Below are 15,915 nucleotides of genomic sequence, written 5' to 3'. Positions count from 1 at the left end.
TGCATCCTGGTCAAATTTTCTTGGCATATTCCAGATTTTCCCATCTACTCAAACGGAACAAAACCTGGGACACTTCATTTTGTGTGGCGGGCCGTTAATGGTGTGGGGCTCTGTGCGGGCGGCAAAGCCTCTGCGTACGCGTTCCGGAATCCGCCAAGCGGCGTTGGCCAAAGCCAGCTCCATGGCCACCGATGTGGTCCAGGGCCTGCGGATCCTTAAGGGCCTGGGCGCTGTAGCCACAGTGAGTAGGCGTTATTCCGCGGTGTCTGGTGCCGCCTATGTGCGAACGGTGGAAGCCAATGCTGCCCAAGCACGACTTAATGCGACTACGGAGATTTTGGGGTCGGTATATGTCATTGCAGTGGGTATTGGTGCAGGAATGATGGCCATGCGTTCCATGATGAGCGTAGGTGAACTCATTACGGTCATTGGCCTCACGCAGTTCATTATCACCCCGATGACGATGCTGGGCCGAAATATCGCCTCGCGGTGGGCGGCAGCACAGGCAAGCGCTGAGCGCATTACCGCCCTCCTTGCCGCCCCCGGGGTGGAAAAGAGCGAACCGCAGGTTCCAGCCCTCGCTCCTGGGGTCAACGTGGTACCCGAACCTGTTCCAGAGGATCTCGAATTCTTGCCGCGCGAGCGATTCCTGGTTGTTCCACACGAAACTATGCTTTTCGAGGGGACCGTGCGGGACAATATTCATCCGGATAGCGCGAGTGCACAACGAGCCCTCTTCGTAGCTGCAGGGGAAGATATCCCGGGCGGGTTGGACCGTGAGGTGGGAGAAGGCGGCCGAAACCTTTCGGGTGGACAGCAACAGCGCGTGGCGCTTGCACGAGCCATAGCTGCGGACGCAGAGATCTTAATTCTGGCCGATCCAACTACCGCGGTGGATTCGGTGACCGAGCAGGAAATTGCGCAGCGAGTGGCGCATCACCGCGGGCCTAAGCCCACGCTTGTCTTCACCACTTCGCCGGCATGGGCAGCAGTGGGGGCGCAGCTATGATGCGGTTTCCTACGGCCTCCTGGCCCCGAGTGCGTAAGGAAGTGGGACGCCAGCTTTCCGACGTCCCCGGTGCCCGCCCCCAAGCAGCAGCGGCCTTGGCCTTGCTTACCGCAGGCGCCGGCAGCAATGTAGCGATCCCCATCCTATTGGGAAAGATCGTTGACGCTGTCATTGATCAAGGCGACATTGTGCCCATCGGTATCTCGCTGGTGCTGGTGGCTGTGGTCTCCGCACTGTTTTCCGCGACGGGGTTCTATGTTCTTTCGCGCCTGAGCGAGCGCGTAATCTCCTCATTGCGCGAGGATATGGTTTCTACCGCTCTCCGCCTGCCTACCCACCGTGTGGAGGAAGCCGGCACTGGGGATTTGGTCTCTCGCTCGACCGACGACGTAGCAGAACTATCGGCAGCCGTAACTGAGACCGTCCCCGTGCTGGCGAAATCTGCCTTCGCCATCGCAACCACCGGGGTGGCACTAGTTAGCCTCAATTGGCAATACCTACTGGTAGTAGGCGCAGTTACGCCGCTATATTTCATTGCTGCGCGCCAGTACCTGCAGCGCGCTCCACAACGCTATACCGACGAACGCGCTGCCATGGCGGAACGGGCACGCAGGCTCCTGGAGGCAATTCGAGGGCGAAAGACTGTGCGCGCCTTTGGCATGGAAGACCAGATGCATGCCGGTATTGAACGTGCCTCCGCACAGGTGGTGGACAAAGGGTACGCCGCGCGAAGGACAATGATGGTCCTACAGCTATGGATGACGGTCATTGAGCTAGTCATGTTGGTATGCGGTCTGGTCATCAGCTTTTGGGTGGTGCAGGCTGGGGCGCTCACCGTTGGCGCCGTCACCGCGGCCATGCTCCTTCTCATTCGCTTGCGGGGTCCGCTCATGGGATTGATGCGAGTAGTCGATACCGTTCAATCCGGCTATGCCTCCCTGTCTCGGATAGTTGGGGTGGTTATGGATCCACCACCGGCGGTACCAGACTTCGGCGCCCCGGCCTCAGGTGGAGTTGCCGAATTGAAAGAAGTGAGCTTCAGCTACGATGACGGCGGCTGGGCTGTGCAAGACGTGAACCTTAAGCTTCCCGCTGGGCACACCGTAGCTCTGGTGGGAGCTTCTGGTGCAGGAAAGACCACGGTCGCTGCTCTTTTGGCCGGACTGCGAGTCCCGGCTACCGGAACAGTCTTGGTGGACGGAGTAGAGGTCTCGGCCCTTTCTGATTCCGAAAGGGTGGCGCGTTTAGCGATGATTTCCCAAGAGGTTCACGTATTCTCAGGAACCCTGCGCGAAGATTTGTCCTTGGCCGCCCCGCAAGCCTCAGACGCACAAATGGAAGACGCACTACAGCGCGTCGGCGCACAGTGGTATACGCAGTTAGAGGAGGGTCTAGATACGGTCATTGGCGCTCAGGGAATCCACCTTGACCCAGTAGCAGCGCAGCAGCTTGCCCTGGTGCGAATATTGCTTTTAGATCCCAAGATCGTCATCATGGATGAGGCCACCGCAGAGGCCGGATCGGTGGGGGCGGAAGCTCTGGAAGAAGCCGCGACAGCGGTTACGCGTGGGCGAACTGCATTGGTAGTGGCACACCGACTAGACCAAGCCGCACGAGCCGATAACATCGCCGTGATGGATAACGGGCGGGTGGTGGAGCAAGGCAGTCACCACGAATTGTTAGATTATGGTGGCCGCTATAAGCAACTATGGACCGCATGGCAGAAGGGACGACAAAGATGAACGCGAGGTCGCTACGGGCCCTGGTTGGTGCGGTAGCAGTGATTTTCCTTGCGGTTGCCGGCGCATCATGTTCGGCCGATTCGCCTGACTCCGTGCCCCAAGCAGTCCCAACCGAGACGAAAAACCTAGGGATCCCAACCTCCGCACCGCTGAGCGGACCCGAGCCAGGAAGCTATACCACCGTTAATCTTCCCTCGGGCCGTTCCTTCATCCTCAGCGTGCCCAAAGACTACACCGGGGAGAAAAAGTGGCCCATGGTCCTAGCCTTTCCAGGCTGGGGACAATCTGCCGAGAATCTCCGCGGCTATTCCCGCCTCGATGCCGCTGATGCCATCACCGTTTTCGCAGAAGGTAAAAAGAAGGCTTGGAGCCCTGCTCCCTATGCCAAGACATCAACGGCAGAAGACAAGAAATTTGTTCGCGACATCATTGATGCCGTGCGAGCAACGTATCGGGTAGATGACTCCCGGATTTTTGCTACCGGCATGTCAAACGGCGGCGGGTTTGCCGCCTACCTGGCCTGTCAGATGCCCGATGTCTTCAAGTCCGTAGCTACCGTTTCCGCTGCCTACTACAAAGATATTCTTAAAGACTGCGCTCATTCGCCCGTGGGGCGATTGGACATGCATGGCACAGTGGACCCCGTGGTGGGCTATTACGGAGGAACGCGCCACAAGACCAAGTACTACTCCGTGGAATCCGTGCTGGAACAGGACCGTAAACGTAATGGTTGCTCTACCAAGGTCGACACGACCCGCCTAGTCAACAATGCACTCGATATGAAGTGGAGCGGCTGTACCGCACCACTTGAACACATCCGTATCGCCGGAGGCTCACACGTATGGCCCGGTGGTACAGCAGACACGCACAATGAGGTTGGCAAATTCTTCGCTACCGACCGCGTCCTAGACTTCTTCGGCATTCCCGGGCGCCCGTCCGGTACCGCACAGACTTAGTCCGGTCTGTAGACATGAAAGTTAGCGCCTGGGACCTTGCGCACCCTTTCAATGCAAATATCTGCAACGGTAGAAAAGCCCGCGCGATGAGCAGCGCTACGCGGGGAGGTTGGCTCTGGTATTTGCACAAGGTGAAAAGACCGAGTGCCCCCATCGTCGCTATTGAGTTCCACCACCGCCTGGGCAGTGGTGCCTGAGCCCGCGAAAAAGTCGAGGACGCGCGCATCCTTTCCACCTGCAATGGAAATGAGGTGCTTAATCAAGCGCACCGGTTTGGGAAACTCGAAAATGCCCTCTAGCCCCATGACGTCTTCAGCATCGCGCCGGCCAGTGCGGGTCACCCCAAATCGCTCGCCGTCCAAGATGGAGCGTGGGCGCGCTCCCACCTTCTGATAGTTCTTGGTATAAACAAACCCTCGGCGGAAGACGAGCTCATCGAAGCGCTGTTCAACCATATCTCGGCCCCAGCGCCAACGGGCGACTTTTTCTTTTCCCACCGGCTGGTCCGGCCAATATTCCTTGCCATCGGGCCCGGAGATAGGGAAGTCGAGGGAGGGAAGGTACCCAAGGGTTTTAGAGTCCAACCGCACCAAGGAGTATTTCCCCTTGTCATCCTCATGGTTGTATTTGGTGGAAGTGTGGCCAAGGAGATCGACATTGAATCCAGGGTTATCAGGAGTACGGGCGTAGCACAGAATATATTCGTGCTCTACCACCGCGTACTTAGAATCATTCTTGCCGGTTCCTGCCTTTTTCCAAATCAATTGGCCGGCAAAGCACTCCTCTCCAAAAACTTCATCGAGTACCTTGCGGGTATTGGCTACTTCGTCCTCTCCAATGGATACGAAAATAAAACCATTTGTTGACAATACTTGCCGGGCCAAGATGAGCCGGGGAAGCATCATAGACAACCATTGCGAGTGCCACTCTGCATAGCTCCCCGAGCGCATCTGCCGGCGCAAACGGTAATTGTCGCGGTAGACAAAGTCTTTTCCGGTGTTATAGGGAGGATCTATGTAAATGACGTCAAAGAGCTCTCCGCGGCTGGCAAGTTCCTGAAGTACTGGAAGATTATCTGCGGCAATAATCGCGTTGTCAGCGCCGACAGCTGTACTGAGTGCAGAATCACGCGTGAAATGGCGTGGCAGAGGGGTGCTAGCAGCTGCTCGAGCTGCCTCCTTGCCCGGCCATACTAAGCCAAAGAATTCCATGCCCGCCTCTGGAGTAGATGGTCGCGCTGGGTTAGTGGAAGCCATGGTGCAGTGCCTTCGTCGGAGAATCGTCGATACCGTCTAACGCTATCATTTGCAAGACTTAGGAAAATTGGCCTTTGGCTAAAATACTTCACTGCTTTTCCTTAAGCATGGCTAGGGCCGGGCTAAAGCAGTAGGCCCTATTGGGTGGTCGTTAGGCTGCGGGGTGTCCACATACCCCTGAGGGCAACTTGGATATGGAGTAGTAGAACTTATTTGGTCTAGTGACCTAAAGAACTTTTCGGTGGCATGTTGGCTCAAGTGTCGGTACGTTGGGGCGTGTTGCCGGACACGGCAGCTATTAGATAAAGCTAGAACTAGAAGAAAGGATAGCCACATGGGTATCTTCGATAAGGCAAAGGACGCGCTGAACTCCGACAAGGGCGAAGAGCTCAGCGACAAGGGCTTGGACAAGGCAGCTGAGGCAGCTAAGGGCAAGCTGGGCGAAGACAAGGCTGACCAGATCGACAAGGCTCGTGACGCAGCTGACGGAAAGCTCGGTAACGAGTAAATAGCTTCGCCCACTTAAAGGGCGAATGGCTACCTTCTATTTTGGCCCCCAGCCCTTGCGGGCTGGGGGCCAAAGCTATATAAAGACCAGCGGCATAAAGCTGGCAAAGGTCTATTCTGGTGCTCCCACCTTTTTGTGGGTGACTCAACTTATAGAGTGAACGTATCCCAAGCAATTCTGCATGAAATCGCTAGGATTATATTTGTGAACAATCTTGAAGGCACCGTTTCCCATGCGGGCTCCACTAAGCAGCGTTTGTTGGAGCAGAGTGCCCGTATCTTGGCTAAGGGTGGGTGCGACGCTTTAAAGGTTTGTGCTGTGGCGGAGCAGATCGCTGTTCCAGTCGATGAAGCTAAGTCCTTCTTTGAAGATGACCACGACCTTTTCATTCAAACCAGCCGGTTCTTGGATGAGCGTCTCCGAGTAGCGTCCTACGAGGCACTCGATAATTTGCCGGATGACGCGACCGCGATCCAGAAACTTTGCGAATCTGCCAAGGTCTACTTCAACTTGGCTGTTGATAACCCCACTTACTTCGCCGCTTATAACAACGGCGAGACGGCAACGAGCTTTCCCAACTTTGAGGACGGCATCGAAGAGGCGAAAAGCTTTGATGCCTTCCCGCCCGCCTTCCGCTGGATGCTTGAACACATGCGGGAAGCCGCCATTGCAGCACGCGGCGATTTTGATCACCGCTTGGTAGTGATTCAAACACTTACTTTCTTGTCTGAGTTGCAGGGTATTACTCACTTGGCCACGTTCGGCATTATGCGTCATCTCTCGCCCACGGCGAAGAAGCAGACCTTCAATGCTTGCATTGAGACTTTATTTTCTGGGTTGGAAGATAGCTTGCGTGACGGGGAGATTGCGCCCTTTGAACCGCTAGCACTCGTTGGCGGTCCAGCGGAACCGTTTACTACAGCAGCAAAGGACATGCCAAAGTCTACGGCTGAGGAAAAGCGTGCAGCTATCTTCCGTGGTGCGGCCGAAGAGATTGTCTATAACGGTCTGCCTAGCTTGTATCTCGGCTCAGCTGCTGCCCGAGCAGGTGTAGATTTGGCAGACGCAGAGCATCTTTTCGATGGTAATTCTCACCTGCTGCGTTCTTTGGAAGAGTCTTTGGATGAAGCCAATACGCTAGCGATCATGCGCCAGAACCAGGCCGTGCCAGAAGGATCCCACGGGCTGGATTATATTAAGGCAACCGGCTTCGGATATTTGGAGTATGCGCTGGAAGACCCCGTCGGCTTCGTCGCCCTTATCGAAGTATCAAGCCGCTCGATTGTCCCCGTCTCTTTCGAAGAGTCCGGCGATACTGAGCAGCCATTTGATATGGGGAAGGCCTTTACCTACATCATGAATCTGGTGCGCGATGCCATTTCCGAGTCGAATGGGCCACGATCTCCATGGATTCTCTTTACCCAGATTGCGGCGCTGTGGGCCTCCATCCACGGCCTCTCGCAGTTGAGTACTGTAGGAGCCCTGCGCTATCACTCGGCTGATTTCTACTTCAACCTAGCTTCCAAGGTGATGGACGTAGTCATTCAGGGCATGGTCAATGTTCTTGAGCTAAAGCAGCCAGAATAGGAAGCCAAGCAAAAGGGGCCGCGCAGTGGGCTTCCTTTTTCTATATCCATCCCTGGGCATGTGCAGTAGTTGCTGCTTCAAAGCGGTTCCCAGTTCCTGTTTTGGCGATGAGCGATGAGACAATATTGCGCACTGTGCCAGTGCTCAGGTGAAGATGCCCGGCAATCTGGCGGGTGTCGCTTCCCTCCAAGACATGACATGCGATCTCCTTTTCGCGTGCGGTTAGTGGATTGTCGGGCGTGAAAATAGTCTCTTGGGCCAGTGCAGGGTCGATGACCTTTAGACCAGCGTGCACTCGCCTTATTGCTTCGGCAAGTTGTTCGGGTGGGGTGTCCTTGACTACGAAGCCAGCTACGCCTGTTTCCAAAGCACGTTTGACGTAGCCACTGCGCCCAAAGGTCGTGACAATCAGGCTGCGGCAACCCGTGCTCTCAAGTTCAGCGGCCGCATCAAGACCGTTCTTACCGGGCATTTCAATATCAAGTAGCGCAACGTCGACGCCATGCTTGGCGACGAGCCCGGCAACCTCCGCGCCCGTTGCGCACTCAGCCACAAGGCTGATATCTGGCTCTGTATCTAAGAGGGCAACTAGCGCCCCACGCACCAATGATTGGCCCTCAGCAATGAGAACGCGGATGGGATTAGTCATTGCCTGAGCCTCCGGCGGTAGTAAGAGGGAGAAAGTCCGTGTCGCCATTCATAGTAACCAAGGCCAGAGTACAGCCATTGCGGTGCGCAAAGAGCAGCTGTCCGCCAGCATCTGTTATACGTTTGCGCAAACCGACAATCCCACCGTGGGCACGAGAAAGACTTTCGTCAGCGTCAAACCCGCAGCCATCGTCTACCACTTGGAGTTGGTGGTCTGTCACCTGGACCCAACAGTGCGCTGCGCCTGAGTGGCGGACCACGTTTGTGCTCAGCTCGCGCAGAGCCCAGGAAAATTCGGCGTCGTAAAGCCCAGCGGTTTTGGCCGCAGACGGCAATTGCGCCACAATGCCGGCAGTGTCGAGAGCCCTTTGAGCCGCGTGGATTTCTCCTTCAAAAGTAGGCATGCGCATCCGGGCTACTGTGGAGCGGACTTCCGCCAAGCCTCTCCGAGAAAGCGTGCTCACCTCCTGGAGCTCCTGCTGCGCCCGTTGCGGATCCGAATCTATTAGACGCCGGGCAAGCTCTGATTTGAGGTTGATAACGGTTAAAGAGTGGCCCAAGAGATCGTGAACATCGGTAGCGATGTCCTCGCGTTGGCGTGCCAGGTCCAATTCATGTTCCAATTCAGCGCGGCTATCTTCGCGCTGGGAAATTGTACCTAACAACACTAGTAGTATCGGCCAGACGAAGAGGACTATCAGAGCCCAGTCGGTGCTTTCAGGAGCGAAGAACCACGTGGTGGTGGCGAGCACGGTCCCCATGAGCAGGGTAAGCGCTAATGCTCGGCGTAGCGGAAGGTTAAAGCCGAGCAGCGCCGCAAGGTAAGGCACAAACGTGACGGCTATTATCCCGAAGAAACCAATTGATATCGCTGCAATGGCCGCGAGCGACACCCAGTAAAGCCCGATCCGCTGTCCTAACAGCCATCCGCGTGGGTAGTAGCCCACAGCGCCGAAAGAAAAGAAGTAGGCAGCACTAAACGCTAGAACGCACACAGATGCCCCAATTCGTTCAGTGAGCGTCGTGCCCGGCGCGGCAAAGGTCATCACCAACCCGGGAATGAGGAAGACCAACCATACGCTGGCGAAAAGAGCGCTATTGAGGCTAAAATCGCGCCACGGCTTGCGAAAGGGGCCCATTAGCGGCGCGCCTTGTCGCGAGAGCGTAGCACCAGGCAAGCGGCGAGAAAGATGGTCGTCCATACCGCGAAGTTTAACCATGCGGCCCACATGGGGTGCGACACGGTGCCTTGCTCACCGTTGAGAAACTGCATGCCTTCTGCAAGCGGCCACTGGGCGAGCACAATCGGGCCAAAAAGGGGAGTAAAGCGGCCCAATTCCATCAGCGGCTCGGTAAGTGGAATGAACACATTGGCGGCAAAGAGGAAGAGGACAACGGAGGTCGAGGCGATTGCGACAGAATTGTCGGTGGGCAAAGCCAAGGCCCACACCAAGCCATAAAAGCCAAAGGGAATGGAAACTAGGACGCAAGCGATGAAGGCTAAAATCCACTGGTGTGGTTGCATCGAGGCTTGTGTCACGGCGCCGGTGATAAATACCGCGGTGATGGGGAGCAGTGCCTGAAAGCCGATTGATATGAGGTTTGCCCACAGAAGCTGTCGTGGGTGCAGGGGAGTGAGGGCTAATTGACGCGCCCACCCAGTCTTCGCATCTGTTACGGCGGAGCCAGCGGCAGATACGGAACCTGCCACGCCGCCGTAAAGGGCCATGCTGATCATCTCTAAGGCGGCGAAGTTTCCTCCTTTAAAGGGGGCATCACCAAAATCCATCATGGTGCCAAAGAGGAGGTAAAAAAATACCGGCAAGATGGTGCTGAAAAAGAGGGGAGTAAGGTTGCGACGAAGGCGCAGCAGGTTGTGAGTGGCAAACCGGAGAGTGCGCGCACTGGTCGTTGCAGCTTGTGTGGTCATGGCATGTTCCTTTCGCGAAGTAGCCAACGGAGCGACGGGCTAGGACTGGGACGCTGTCAAAGCAAGAAATGCGTCCTCTAAGGAGTGTTTGCGAATAGTCAGGTCATGGGCCGTGGTGTGATTGAGAAGGTAATTCGCAAGTACATCGGAGTCACGGGTGGTCATCCGGGCGTGAGTGCCAGACAAGGAAATCTCGGCGACGGTGGGTAGCTCTTTCGCATTTAAAGGTGTGCCGTCGAACTTTGCCTCGACTATGCGCTTGCCTGACTGTTCGCGCAGTTCTGTGGCCTGAGCATCTGCGCGCAGCTTTCCTTCATGCAGGAGGATTATCCTTGCTGCAAAATTGTCTGCCTCTTCGAGGTAGTGCGTAGCGAAGACAATGGTGCGTCCCTGTTCTGCTTGTCTGTGCATGGTGGACCAGAACTCGTGGCGCGCTTGAGCATCCATGCCAGCTGTAGGCTCATCGAGCAATAAAATGTGGGGATTGCCTAAAAGAGCGAGGGCGAATCGCACGCGTTGTTGCTCGCCACCAGAGCATTTTCCTACTGGGCGGTGCAGGATCCGGTCTAGGTCTGCTTGTTTGGCAACTTCTCCGATGGGAAGGGGATGGGGAAAGGTAGAGGAAATCATCTTTAGGGTGTCCAAGACTGTGAGCTCGGGTAGCAGGCCACCGGTTTGCAGCACGGCGCCAATCTGTGCCGCGCGGATCGCGGTGTGCGGTGTGTGTCCAAGCACGGAAACGCTGCCGGAGGTGGGTGTGGTGAGCCCGAGGATGAGGTCAAAAAGGGTGGTTTTGCCTGCTCCATTGGTTCCTAGTAGGCCTACGATCTCGCCTTGGGCGATGCTGAAGGAAATTTCGCTGAGCGCATGGACGGGATGGGAGGATCTCGTGGCGAAGGTTTTACTGACTCCGGATACGTCTATAGCCAGCGGTTGTGCGGTTGATGGATCTGTAGTTCTCATACCTGGAAAGTATCCGTAGCCAGCAAAAATGATGAATAGGATCTGTCAGCACATTTTCATGACAAGTGTCATGACGCGGTAAGGTAGGAAAGTGCTTACTACTCTCGCAGCGGCTACTGGACTATTCGTGGCCACCAACATCGATGACATTGTGGTGTTGTCCCTCTTCTTCGCCCGTGGAGCTGGACGCAAGGGCACGACGCCCGCGATTCTGCTAGGTCAGTATTTGGGTTTTCTCGGCATACTAGCGGCCTCTGCCGTTGTCGGGCTGGGCTTTAATGCTGTTTTGCCTGAGGAATTGATTCGCTACTTTGGTCTCATTCCATTGTTTTTAGGCCTATGGGCAGCGTGGCAAGCATTCCGGGGTGAGGACGACGATGAGGACGTTTCGGGTAAAAGGCTGAGCGCCCTGGTGGTAGCCGGGGTGACTTTTGCCAACGGTGGCGACAATATCGGCGTCTATGTACCAGTGTTTACCACCTCTACGCCGGCTGAGGTAGCGATCTATTGCGTGGTCTTTTTAATCCTCGTGGCGCCCCTAGTGCGGGCAGCGCGGTTTGTGGCCACGCGGCCGGGCATTGCAGAAGCACTGGAAAAGTGGGAAAGCGTGCTGTTTCCCACGGTCCTCATTCTACTGGGAATTGCGATCTTGCTTGCAGTGTAAACGCGGAATAGAAAAAGCCGGCACCTTCACGGTGCCGGCTGAATATTTGTCGGGCTAACAGGATTTGAACCTGCGACCCCTACACCCCCAGTGTAGTGCGCTACCAAACTGCGCCATAGCCCGCCGTCGAACTGTGCGACTTGTCTAGATTACATCAGTAGGATTCTACTGTGAAATTTGGGGTGTAACCTGCGCTAAAACTCGCCGCTGGAGTACACCCAAGCGCCGCCGACGCGGCGAAACGAGGAACGCTCGCGTTGTGAGCCAACGGCCGCGCCTTTATAAAAGGCCTCAAACTCCACCACGCCGGAACTATCGAGCAATCCGCCTGCTTGGGTGTCCAGGATATCGAGGCGATAAAACCGGACGGGAGAATCAGCCAAGTCGAGTGTTACAGGGCGAGTATCGGGATCCCACGTACGGAGGAGATAGGCTTCGTCTCCAGTAACAAAGGCGCTAAAGCGCGAGCGCATGAGCGCCTCCGCAGTGGGGGCGTTGGTGCCGGCATGGTACTTGCCACAGCACTCGCCGTAGGTCAGGCCGGTGCCGCACGGGCAGCGGCGCGAGGGATCAAAGGCTGCCATTAGTGCGCGTCCACGTCCACGATGGTGACGTTGCCGAGCATGCGCTCAACATCGGTGTCCTTCGCGGCAGAGCGCAGGTCGGACTTTTCTTCCGCTGACAGTTTTCCGGCAAGCTCGATGCGGCGTTCGAAGCTAGCGGGGCCGGTTTGGGTGATGCTCACGTGGACGTCGTCAAGCGCAAGCCTCTTGCCGGCATCCTTGATTGCTTGGGTGGCGGCCGTAGCCAGCGCGGACATAACAAGGCCCTCTGCGGTAAAGCCCTTACCCTTGCCGCCATTCTTCTTCGTGCGGTCGGCACTGAGGTTGTGGTCATTATGGCGGACGACCACGCCGAATTTGGTGCCGGTGGCCGGCTGCGCAACGGCGGCGTCGGTTCCTACTTCCTCCGGGCGGTAATCAGGAACGATAAACTGCTCGGCCCACGCACCGATGAGATCCGCAGCGCGGGCTGCCGTGCCCTGCTTGGTGAGCAGATGATCGGTCTTGTCCAGGGAAACCAAGGATTTGGGGTAGCGCGTGAGCAGGAAGATATTTTGCGCATTGTCTATGCCCACCGTCTGGTCAATGGGTGAGTGCAACACCATCAACGGCTTGCGGAGCTTGGGCAGGTACTCCTCGGGGTTAGTATCTGCCAAGTCCTCGAGGAACTTGCGGGAAATGATAAGGCCGCGGCCGCCGAGGATGACTTCCACCTCGCCGTTGGCGTCGACCTCGCCGATCTTGTCCGCATAGTGAAGCACGGAGTGGGCAGGATCAAAGGGCGCGCCAATGGTGGCTACCGCCTTAAGTGATTTCATGGTGGTGGCCGCCTTCAATGCAGCGGCGCCACCGAGCGAGTGGCCCATGAGCAATTGTGGGGCAGAGTAGTTCTCCGTCAGCCAGGCGGCAGCGGCATGGATATCATCAACATTTTGGCTAAAGGTAGTATCGCCAAATTCTCCGGCGGACTGGCCAAGACCGGGAAAATCGAAACGCAAAGTGGCGATGCCGAACTCGGTGAGCTGCTTCGCGGTGCGGGCAGCACCGGGAGTGTGGCGCGAGCCGGCGAAGCAATGGGCAAAGATGGCATAGGCGATCGGGGGAGAATCCGGGAAGTCGATGGTTCCGGCCATCTCGGTTCCCCGGCTCGAAGGCAGCTTAACATTGACGGATTGCATGAGAACTACAATAACGGGCCTCTTACCCGCAAGCCATACCAGGTTGACTACAGTCGATAGGAGCAATCCAAATAAGGAGGATGAGGTATGGGCGCGTTCGATTGGTTCTGGAAAGCAATGGGCTCGCAAAGCGAGCGTAACGATAAGAAATCCAAGGCCATCGTGGGTTCAGCCGATGAAGCGGCTCGGGCATTGGGCCAGCAAGACGACGCAGCTGTAGCCCAAGCTGCACGCGATGCCGTTGCAGGCGGCGAGATTGCGGATAAGGCGCAGTTCCTCGCGGCCCTAGCAGTAGCGTGCGAGCGCACCCTAGGGATGCATCCCTTCAATGTGCAGTCCCAAGCCGTGCTGCGCCTGCTTACCGGAGACGTCATCCAAATGGCCACCGGCGAAGGCAAAACTTTGGTGGGTGCCATGGCGGCTACGGGTTTCGCGTTGACTGGCAAACGCGTCCACGTGGTCACCGTCAATAACTATCTCGCCGCCCGCGACGCCGAATGGATGCGCCCTGTCGTGGAGTTCTTTGGCTTAAGCGTTGCCTCGGTGACGGAGGGCATGACACCGGACGAGCGCCGCGCTGCCTATGCACAGGATATTATCTACGCACCGGTCAACGAGCTGGGCTTTGATCTGCTCCGCGATAACCAAATTACCGACCGCTCCCACACGGTGCAGGCCGCCGGCGACGTTGCCCTCGTGGATGAAGCCGATTCCGTCCTAGTGGATGAGGCTCTTGTGCCCCTAGTGCTGGCCGGTAATCGGCCAGGTGAAGCACCCACCGGGCACATCACCAATGTGGTATCCCGCCTGCGCGAGAAGCTGGATTACTCCATCTCTGAGGACGGCCGCACCGTTCAGCTGACCGAGAACGGTGCCCGCCGCGTGGAGCAGGAATTGGGCATTGATTCGCTCTATTCGGAGGAAAATATCGGCACCATCTTGGTGAAGGTCAACCTCGCCCTGCATGCCAAGGCCCTGCTTATCCGGGACATCCACTACATCGTGGTCGATGGCAAGCTGCAGCTTATCGACGCCTCCAGGGGCCGCGTTGCCGACCTACAACGCTGGCCTGATGGGCTCCAAGCGGCAGTAGAAGCCAAGGAAGGCCTAGAGGTTTCCGAAGGCGGACGCATCCTCGACACCATCACGCTGCAAGAACTTATGCGACGTTACCCACTTGTGTGCGGCATGACGGGTACCGCGGTGGAGGCGACCGATCAACTGCGGCAGTTCTATGATCTTCATGTATCCGTGATCGACCGCAATAAGCCGCTGCAGCGCTTTGATGAGCAAGACCGCATTTTTGCGACCGTCGATGATAAATCCGCCGCCATCGTGGAGGAAATAGCCACCATTCACGCCACGGGGCAACCCATCCTTGTGGGCACGCAGGATGTCGCCGAGTCGGAAGATCTGGCAGAGGCCTTGCGCGAGCGGGGCATTGACGTCAATGTGCTCAACGCCAAAAATGATGAGCAGGAGGCACAGATCGTTGCCGAGGCCGGCGATATTGGACGCGTTACCGTCTCTACGCAGATGGCCGGGCGCGGCACCGATATTAAGCTGGGCGGTGCTAAAGAAGCTGACCATGATGCAGTAGCGGAGTTGGGTGGCTTGGCGGTTATCGGTACCTCCCGCCACCGCACCGCCCGCTTGGATAACCAGTTGCGCGGACGTGCAGGCCGGCAGGGCGATCCGGGCCTGTCCCTATTCTTCGTCTCCCTTGAGGACGATGTGGTCCAGCAAGGCGGCGACGGCGAGACTGTGCGTGCTCAACCGGCAGAAGATGGGCGCATTGAATCCAAGCGAGTAAGTGATTTCGTGGCACACTGCCAGCGCGTGACCGAGGGTCAACTACTCGAAATTCATGCCCAGACCTGGAAGTATAACCAGCTCCTAGCCGATCAGCGCATCATTATTGATGAGCGCCGAGCCAAGCTGTTGGATACAGATCAGGCCTGGCAGGAACTAACCCAACGTGCTCCGGAGCGTGCAGCAGAGCTATCAGAGGTTCCAGAGGAAGCCCGCATCAAGGCCGCGCGCGAAATTATGCTGTATCACTTGGACTTGGCCTGGGCCGACCACCTAGAGCTCATGGACGATGTGCGCGAGTCGATCCATCTGCGCGCCATCGCCCGAGAGACTCCCATCGACGAGTACCACCGCATTGCGGTGAGGGAGTTTAAGGACTTGGCTCAGAGGGCCGTCGACAAGTCTGTGGAGACTTTCCGTACAGTGCTTATCGATGCCGCCGGGGCACACCTCGATGACGCCGGTCTCGCTCGTCCGAGTGCTACATGGACTTACATGGTGTCCGATAACCCCCTTGCGGGCAAGGGAAATTCCGTGCTGAGCGGCATCGGAAACATTTTCCGGTGAAATTATTCCCCACGAAGGGGTCACGGACTCACATGAGTCGCTAGTATTGTTATAAGTAACTCGTAACTAATCCCCGGAGGTAACAATGAGGGAGAACACCGGAACCCCGGAACCACAGGTAGAGACCACATCTGTATTCCGCGCAGACCTGCTCAAGGAGATGGAAAACGGCGCGAATGGCAATGATGCTACCGTTGCCGGCACCGACAACCTGGCGGAAGGTCAGGCCCTCCTCGTGGTAAAGCGTGGCCCGAATGCGGGTGCCCGCTTCTTGCTGGATCAAGCGACTACTACCGCCGGCCGCCACCCCGAGGCAGACATTTTCCTCGATGACGTTACGGTGTCCCGCCGCCACGCGGAGCTTCGCAAGAATGATGACGGCAAGTTTGAGGTAGTTGATGTGGGATCCCTGAACGGAACCTACGTTAACCGCGAGCCCCGCAACTCCCAGGTGCTCGAGGTAGGAGACGAAATCCAGATTGGCAAGTTCCGCTTGGTTTTCATCGCTAACCAGAGCTAATTTTTTACGTAG

Annotated in this window: 15 protein-coding genes and 1 tRNA gene; 8 read left to right on the top strand and 8 right to left on the bottom strand. The window is 56.9% G+C overall.

The window, feature by feature from the left end; all coding sequences use genetic code 11:
* From QP324_RS09965 to QP324_RS09955, 3 genes are all read left to right on the top strand, one after another.
* A partial coding sequence (locus tag QP324_RS09965; protein WP_284815946.1) for an ABC transporter ATP-binding protein occupies positions 1-1,009 on the top strand: 1,009 nt, incomplete at its 5' end.
* Complete coding sequence (locus QP324_RS09960; protein WP_284815948.1) at positions 1,009-2,751, top strand: ABC transporter ATP-binding protein; 1,743 nt, start codon at positions 1,009-1,011, stop codon at positions 2,749-2,751. The genes QP324_RS09965 and QP324_RS09960, both read left to right, overlap by 1 nt.
* Positions 2,727-3,707: a PHB depolymerase family esterase gene (locus QP324_RS09955; RefSeq protein ID WP_239278852.1), complete on the top strand. Its 981-nt coding sequence runs from the start codon at positions 2,727-2,729 to the stop codon at positions 3,705-3,707. Before QP324_RS09960 ends, QP324_RS09955 begins: the two co-directional genes overlap by 25 nt.
* Here the strand turns inward: QP324_RS09955 and QP324_RS09950 are convergent.
* Positions 3,704-4,963 carry a site-specific DNA-methyltransferase gene (locus tag QP324_RS09950; protein WP_284815945.1) on the bottom strand — a complete coding sequence of 420 codons (1,260 nt, stop codon included), beginning with the start codon at positions 4,961-4,963 and terminating at the stop codon, positions 3,704-3,706. The genes QP324_RS09955 and QP324_RS09950 overlap by 4 nt on opposite strands.
* 334 nt (positions 4,964-5,297) lie before the next feature.
* Here QP324_RS09950 and QP324_RS09945 point away from each other — a divergent pair, with 334 nt between their 5' ends.
* On the top strand, positions 5,298-5,471 hold the full coding sequence (locus QP324_RS09945; protein WP_239278850.1) for an antitoxin: 174 nt from the start codon (positions 5,298-5,300) through the stop codon (positions 5,469-5,471).
* A gap of 204 nt (positions 5,472-5,675) precedes the next feature.
* Positions 5,676-7,058 carry a hypothetical protein gene (locus QP324_RS09940; RefSeq protein ID WP_284815944.1) on the top strand — a complete coding sequence of 461 codons (1,383 nt, stop codon included), beginning with the start codon at positions 5,676-5,678 and terminating at the stop codon, positions 7,056-7,058.
* Between the two features lie 40 nt (positions 7,059-7,098).
* Here QP324_RS09940 and QP324_RS09935 read toward each other — a convergent pair whose 3' ends face one another.
* The 4 genes from QP324_RS09935 to QP324_RS09920 are packed head-to-tail and all read right to left on the bottom strand — an operon-like array spanning position 7,099 to position 10,599.
* The gene (locus QP324_RS09935; protein WP_284815943.1) at positions 7,099-7,707 is read right to left on the bottom strand and encodes a response regulator transcription factor; all 609 of its coding nucleotides are present in this window, start codon (positions 7,705-7,707) and stop codon (positions 7,099-7,101) included.
* Entirely contained in the window at positions 7,700-8,908 is a 1,209-nt protein-coding gene (locus QP324_RS09930) for a histidine kinase (RefSeq protein WP_336620588.1), read from the bottom strand. The genes QP324_RS09935 and QP324_RS09930 overlap by 8 nt, the downstream gene beginning before the upstream one ends.
* Positions 8,845-9,636 carry an ABC transporter permease gene (locus tag QP324_RS09925; RefSeq protein ID WP_284815942.1) on the bottom strand — a complete coding sequence of 264 codons (792 nt, stop codon included), beginning with the start codon at positions 9,634-9,636 and terminating at the stop codon, positions 8,845-8,847. The genes QP324_RS09930 and QP324_RS09925 overlap by 64 nt, the downstream gene beginning before the upstream one ends.
* Positions 9,637-9,675: 39 nt before the next feature.
* Positions 9,676-10,599, bottom strand: coding sequence for an ABC transporter ATP-binding protein (locus QP324_RS09920; protein ID WP_239278846.1), 924 nt, complete (start codon positions 10,597-10,599; stop codon positions 9,676-9,678).
* Positions 10,600-10,690: 91 nt separating this feature from the next.
* Here QP324_RS09920 and QP324_RS09915 point away from each other — a divergent pair, with 91 nt between their 5' ends.
* Complete coding sequence (locus QP324_RS09915) at positions 10,691-11,263, top strand: cadmium resistance transporter (protein ID WP_239278845.1); 573 nt, start codon at positions 10,691-10,693, stop codon at positions 11,261-11,263.
* 49 nt (positions 11,264-11,312) lie between these two features.
* On the opposite strand, the gene QP324_RS09910 is transcribed toward QP324_RS09915, so the two are convergent.
* From QP324_RS09910 to QP324_RS09900, 3 genes are all read right to left on the bottom strand, one after another.
* Positions 11,313-11,386: transfer RNA gene (locus tag QP324_RS09910), tRNA-Pro, on the bottom strand.
* 71 nt (positions 11,387-11,457) lie between these two features.
* On the bottom strand, positions 11,458-11,847 hold the full coding sequence (locus tag QP324_RS09905) for a YchJ family protein (protein ID WP_239278844.1): 390 nt from the start codon (positions 11,845-11,847) through the stop codon (positions 11,458-11,460).
* The gene (locus QP324_RS09900) at positions 11,847-13,004 is read right to left on the bottom strand and encodes a S9 family peptidase (protein WP_239278843.1); all 1,158 of its coding nucleotides are present in this window, start codon (positions 13,002-13,004) and stop codon (positions 11,847-11,849) included. The genes QP324_RS09905 and QP324_RS09900 overlap by 1 nt, the downstream gene beginning before the upstream one ends.
* A gap of 87 nt (positions 13,005-13,091) precedes the next feature.
* On the opposite strand from QP324_RS09900, the gene secA2 reads away from it, so the two are divergent.
* On the top strand, positions 13,092-15,383 hold the full coding sequence (secA2, locus tag QP324_RS09895; protein WP_239278841.1) for an accessory Sec system translocase SecA2: 2,292 nt from the start codon (positions 13,092-13,094) through the stop codon (positions 15,381-15,383).
* Positions 15,384-15,468: 85 nt separating this feature from the next.
* Positions 15,469-15,903, top strand: a complete 435-nt coding sequence (gene odhI, locus QP324_RS09890) for an oxoglutarate dehydrogenase inhibitor Odhl (RefSeq protein ID WP_284815941.1) — start codon at positions 15,469-15,471, stop codon at positions 15,901-15,903.
* Positions 15,904-15,915: the final 12 nt, after the last annotated feature.

Source organism: Corynebacterium sp. UMB0012, from assembly GCF_030216265.1.
Classification (GTDB): Bacteria; Actinomycetota; Actinomycetes; order Mycobacteriales; family Mycobacteriaceae; genus Corynebacterium.
The sequence above is the reverse complement of the archived record's forward strand: the minus strand, read 5'-3'. Positions and strand labels throughout refer to the sequence as shown.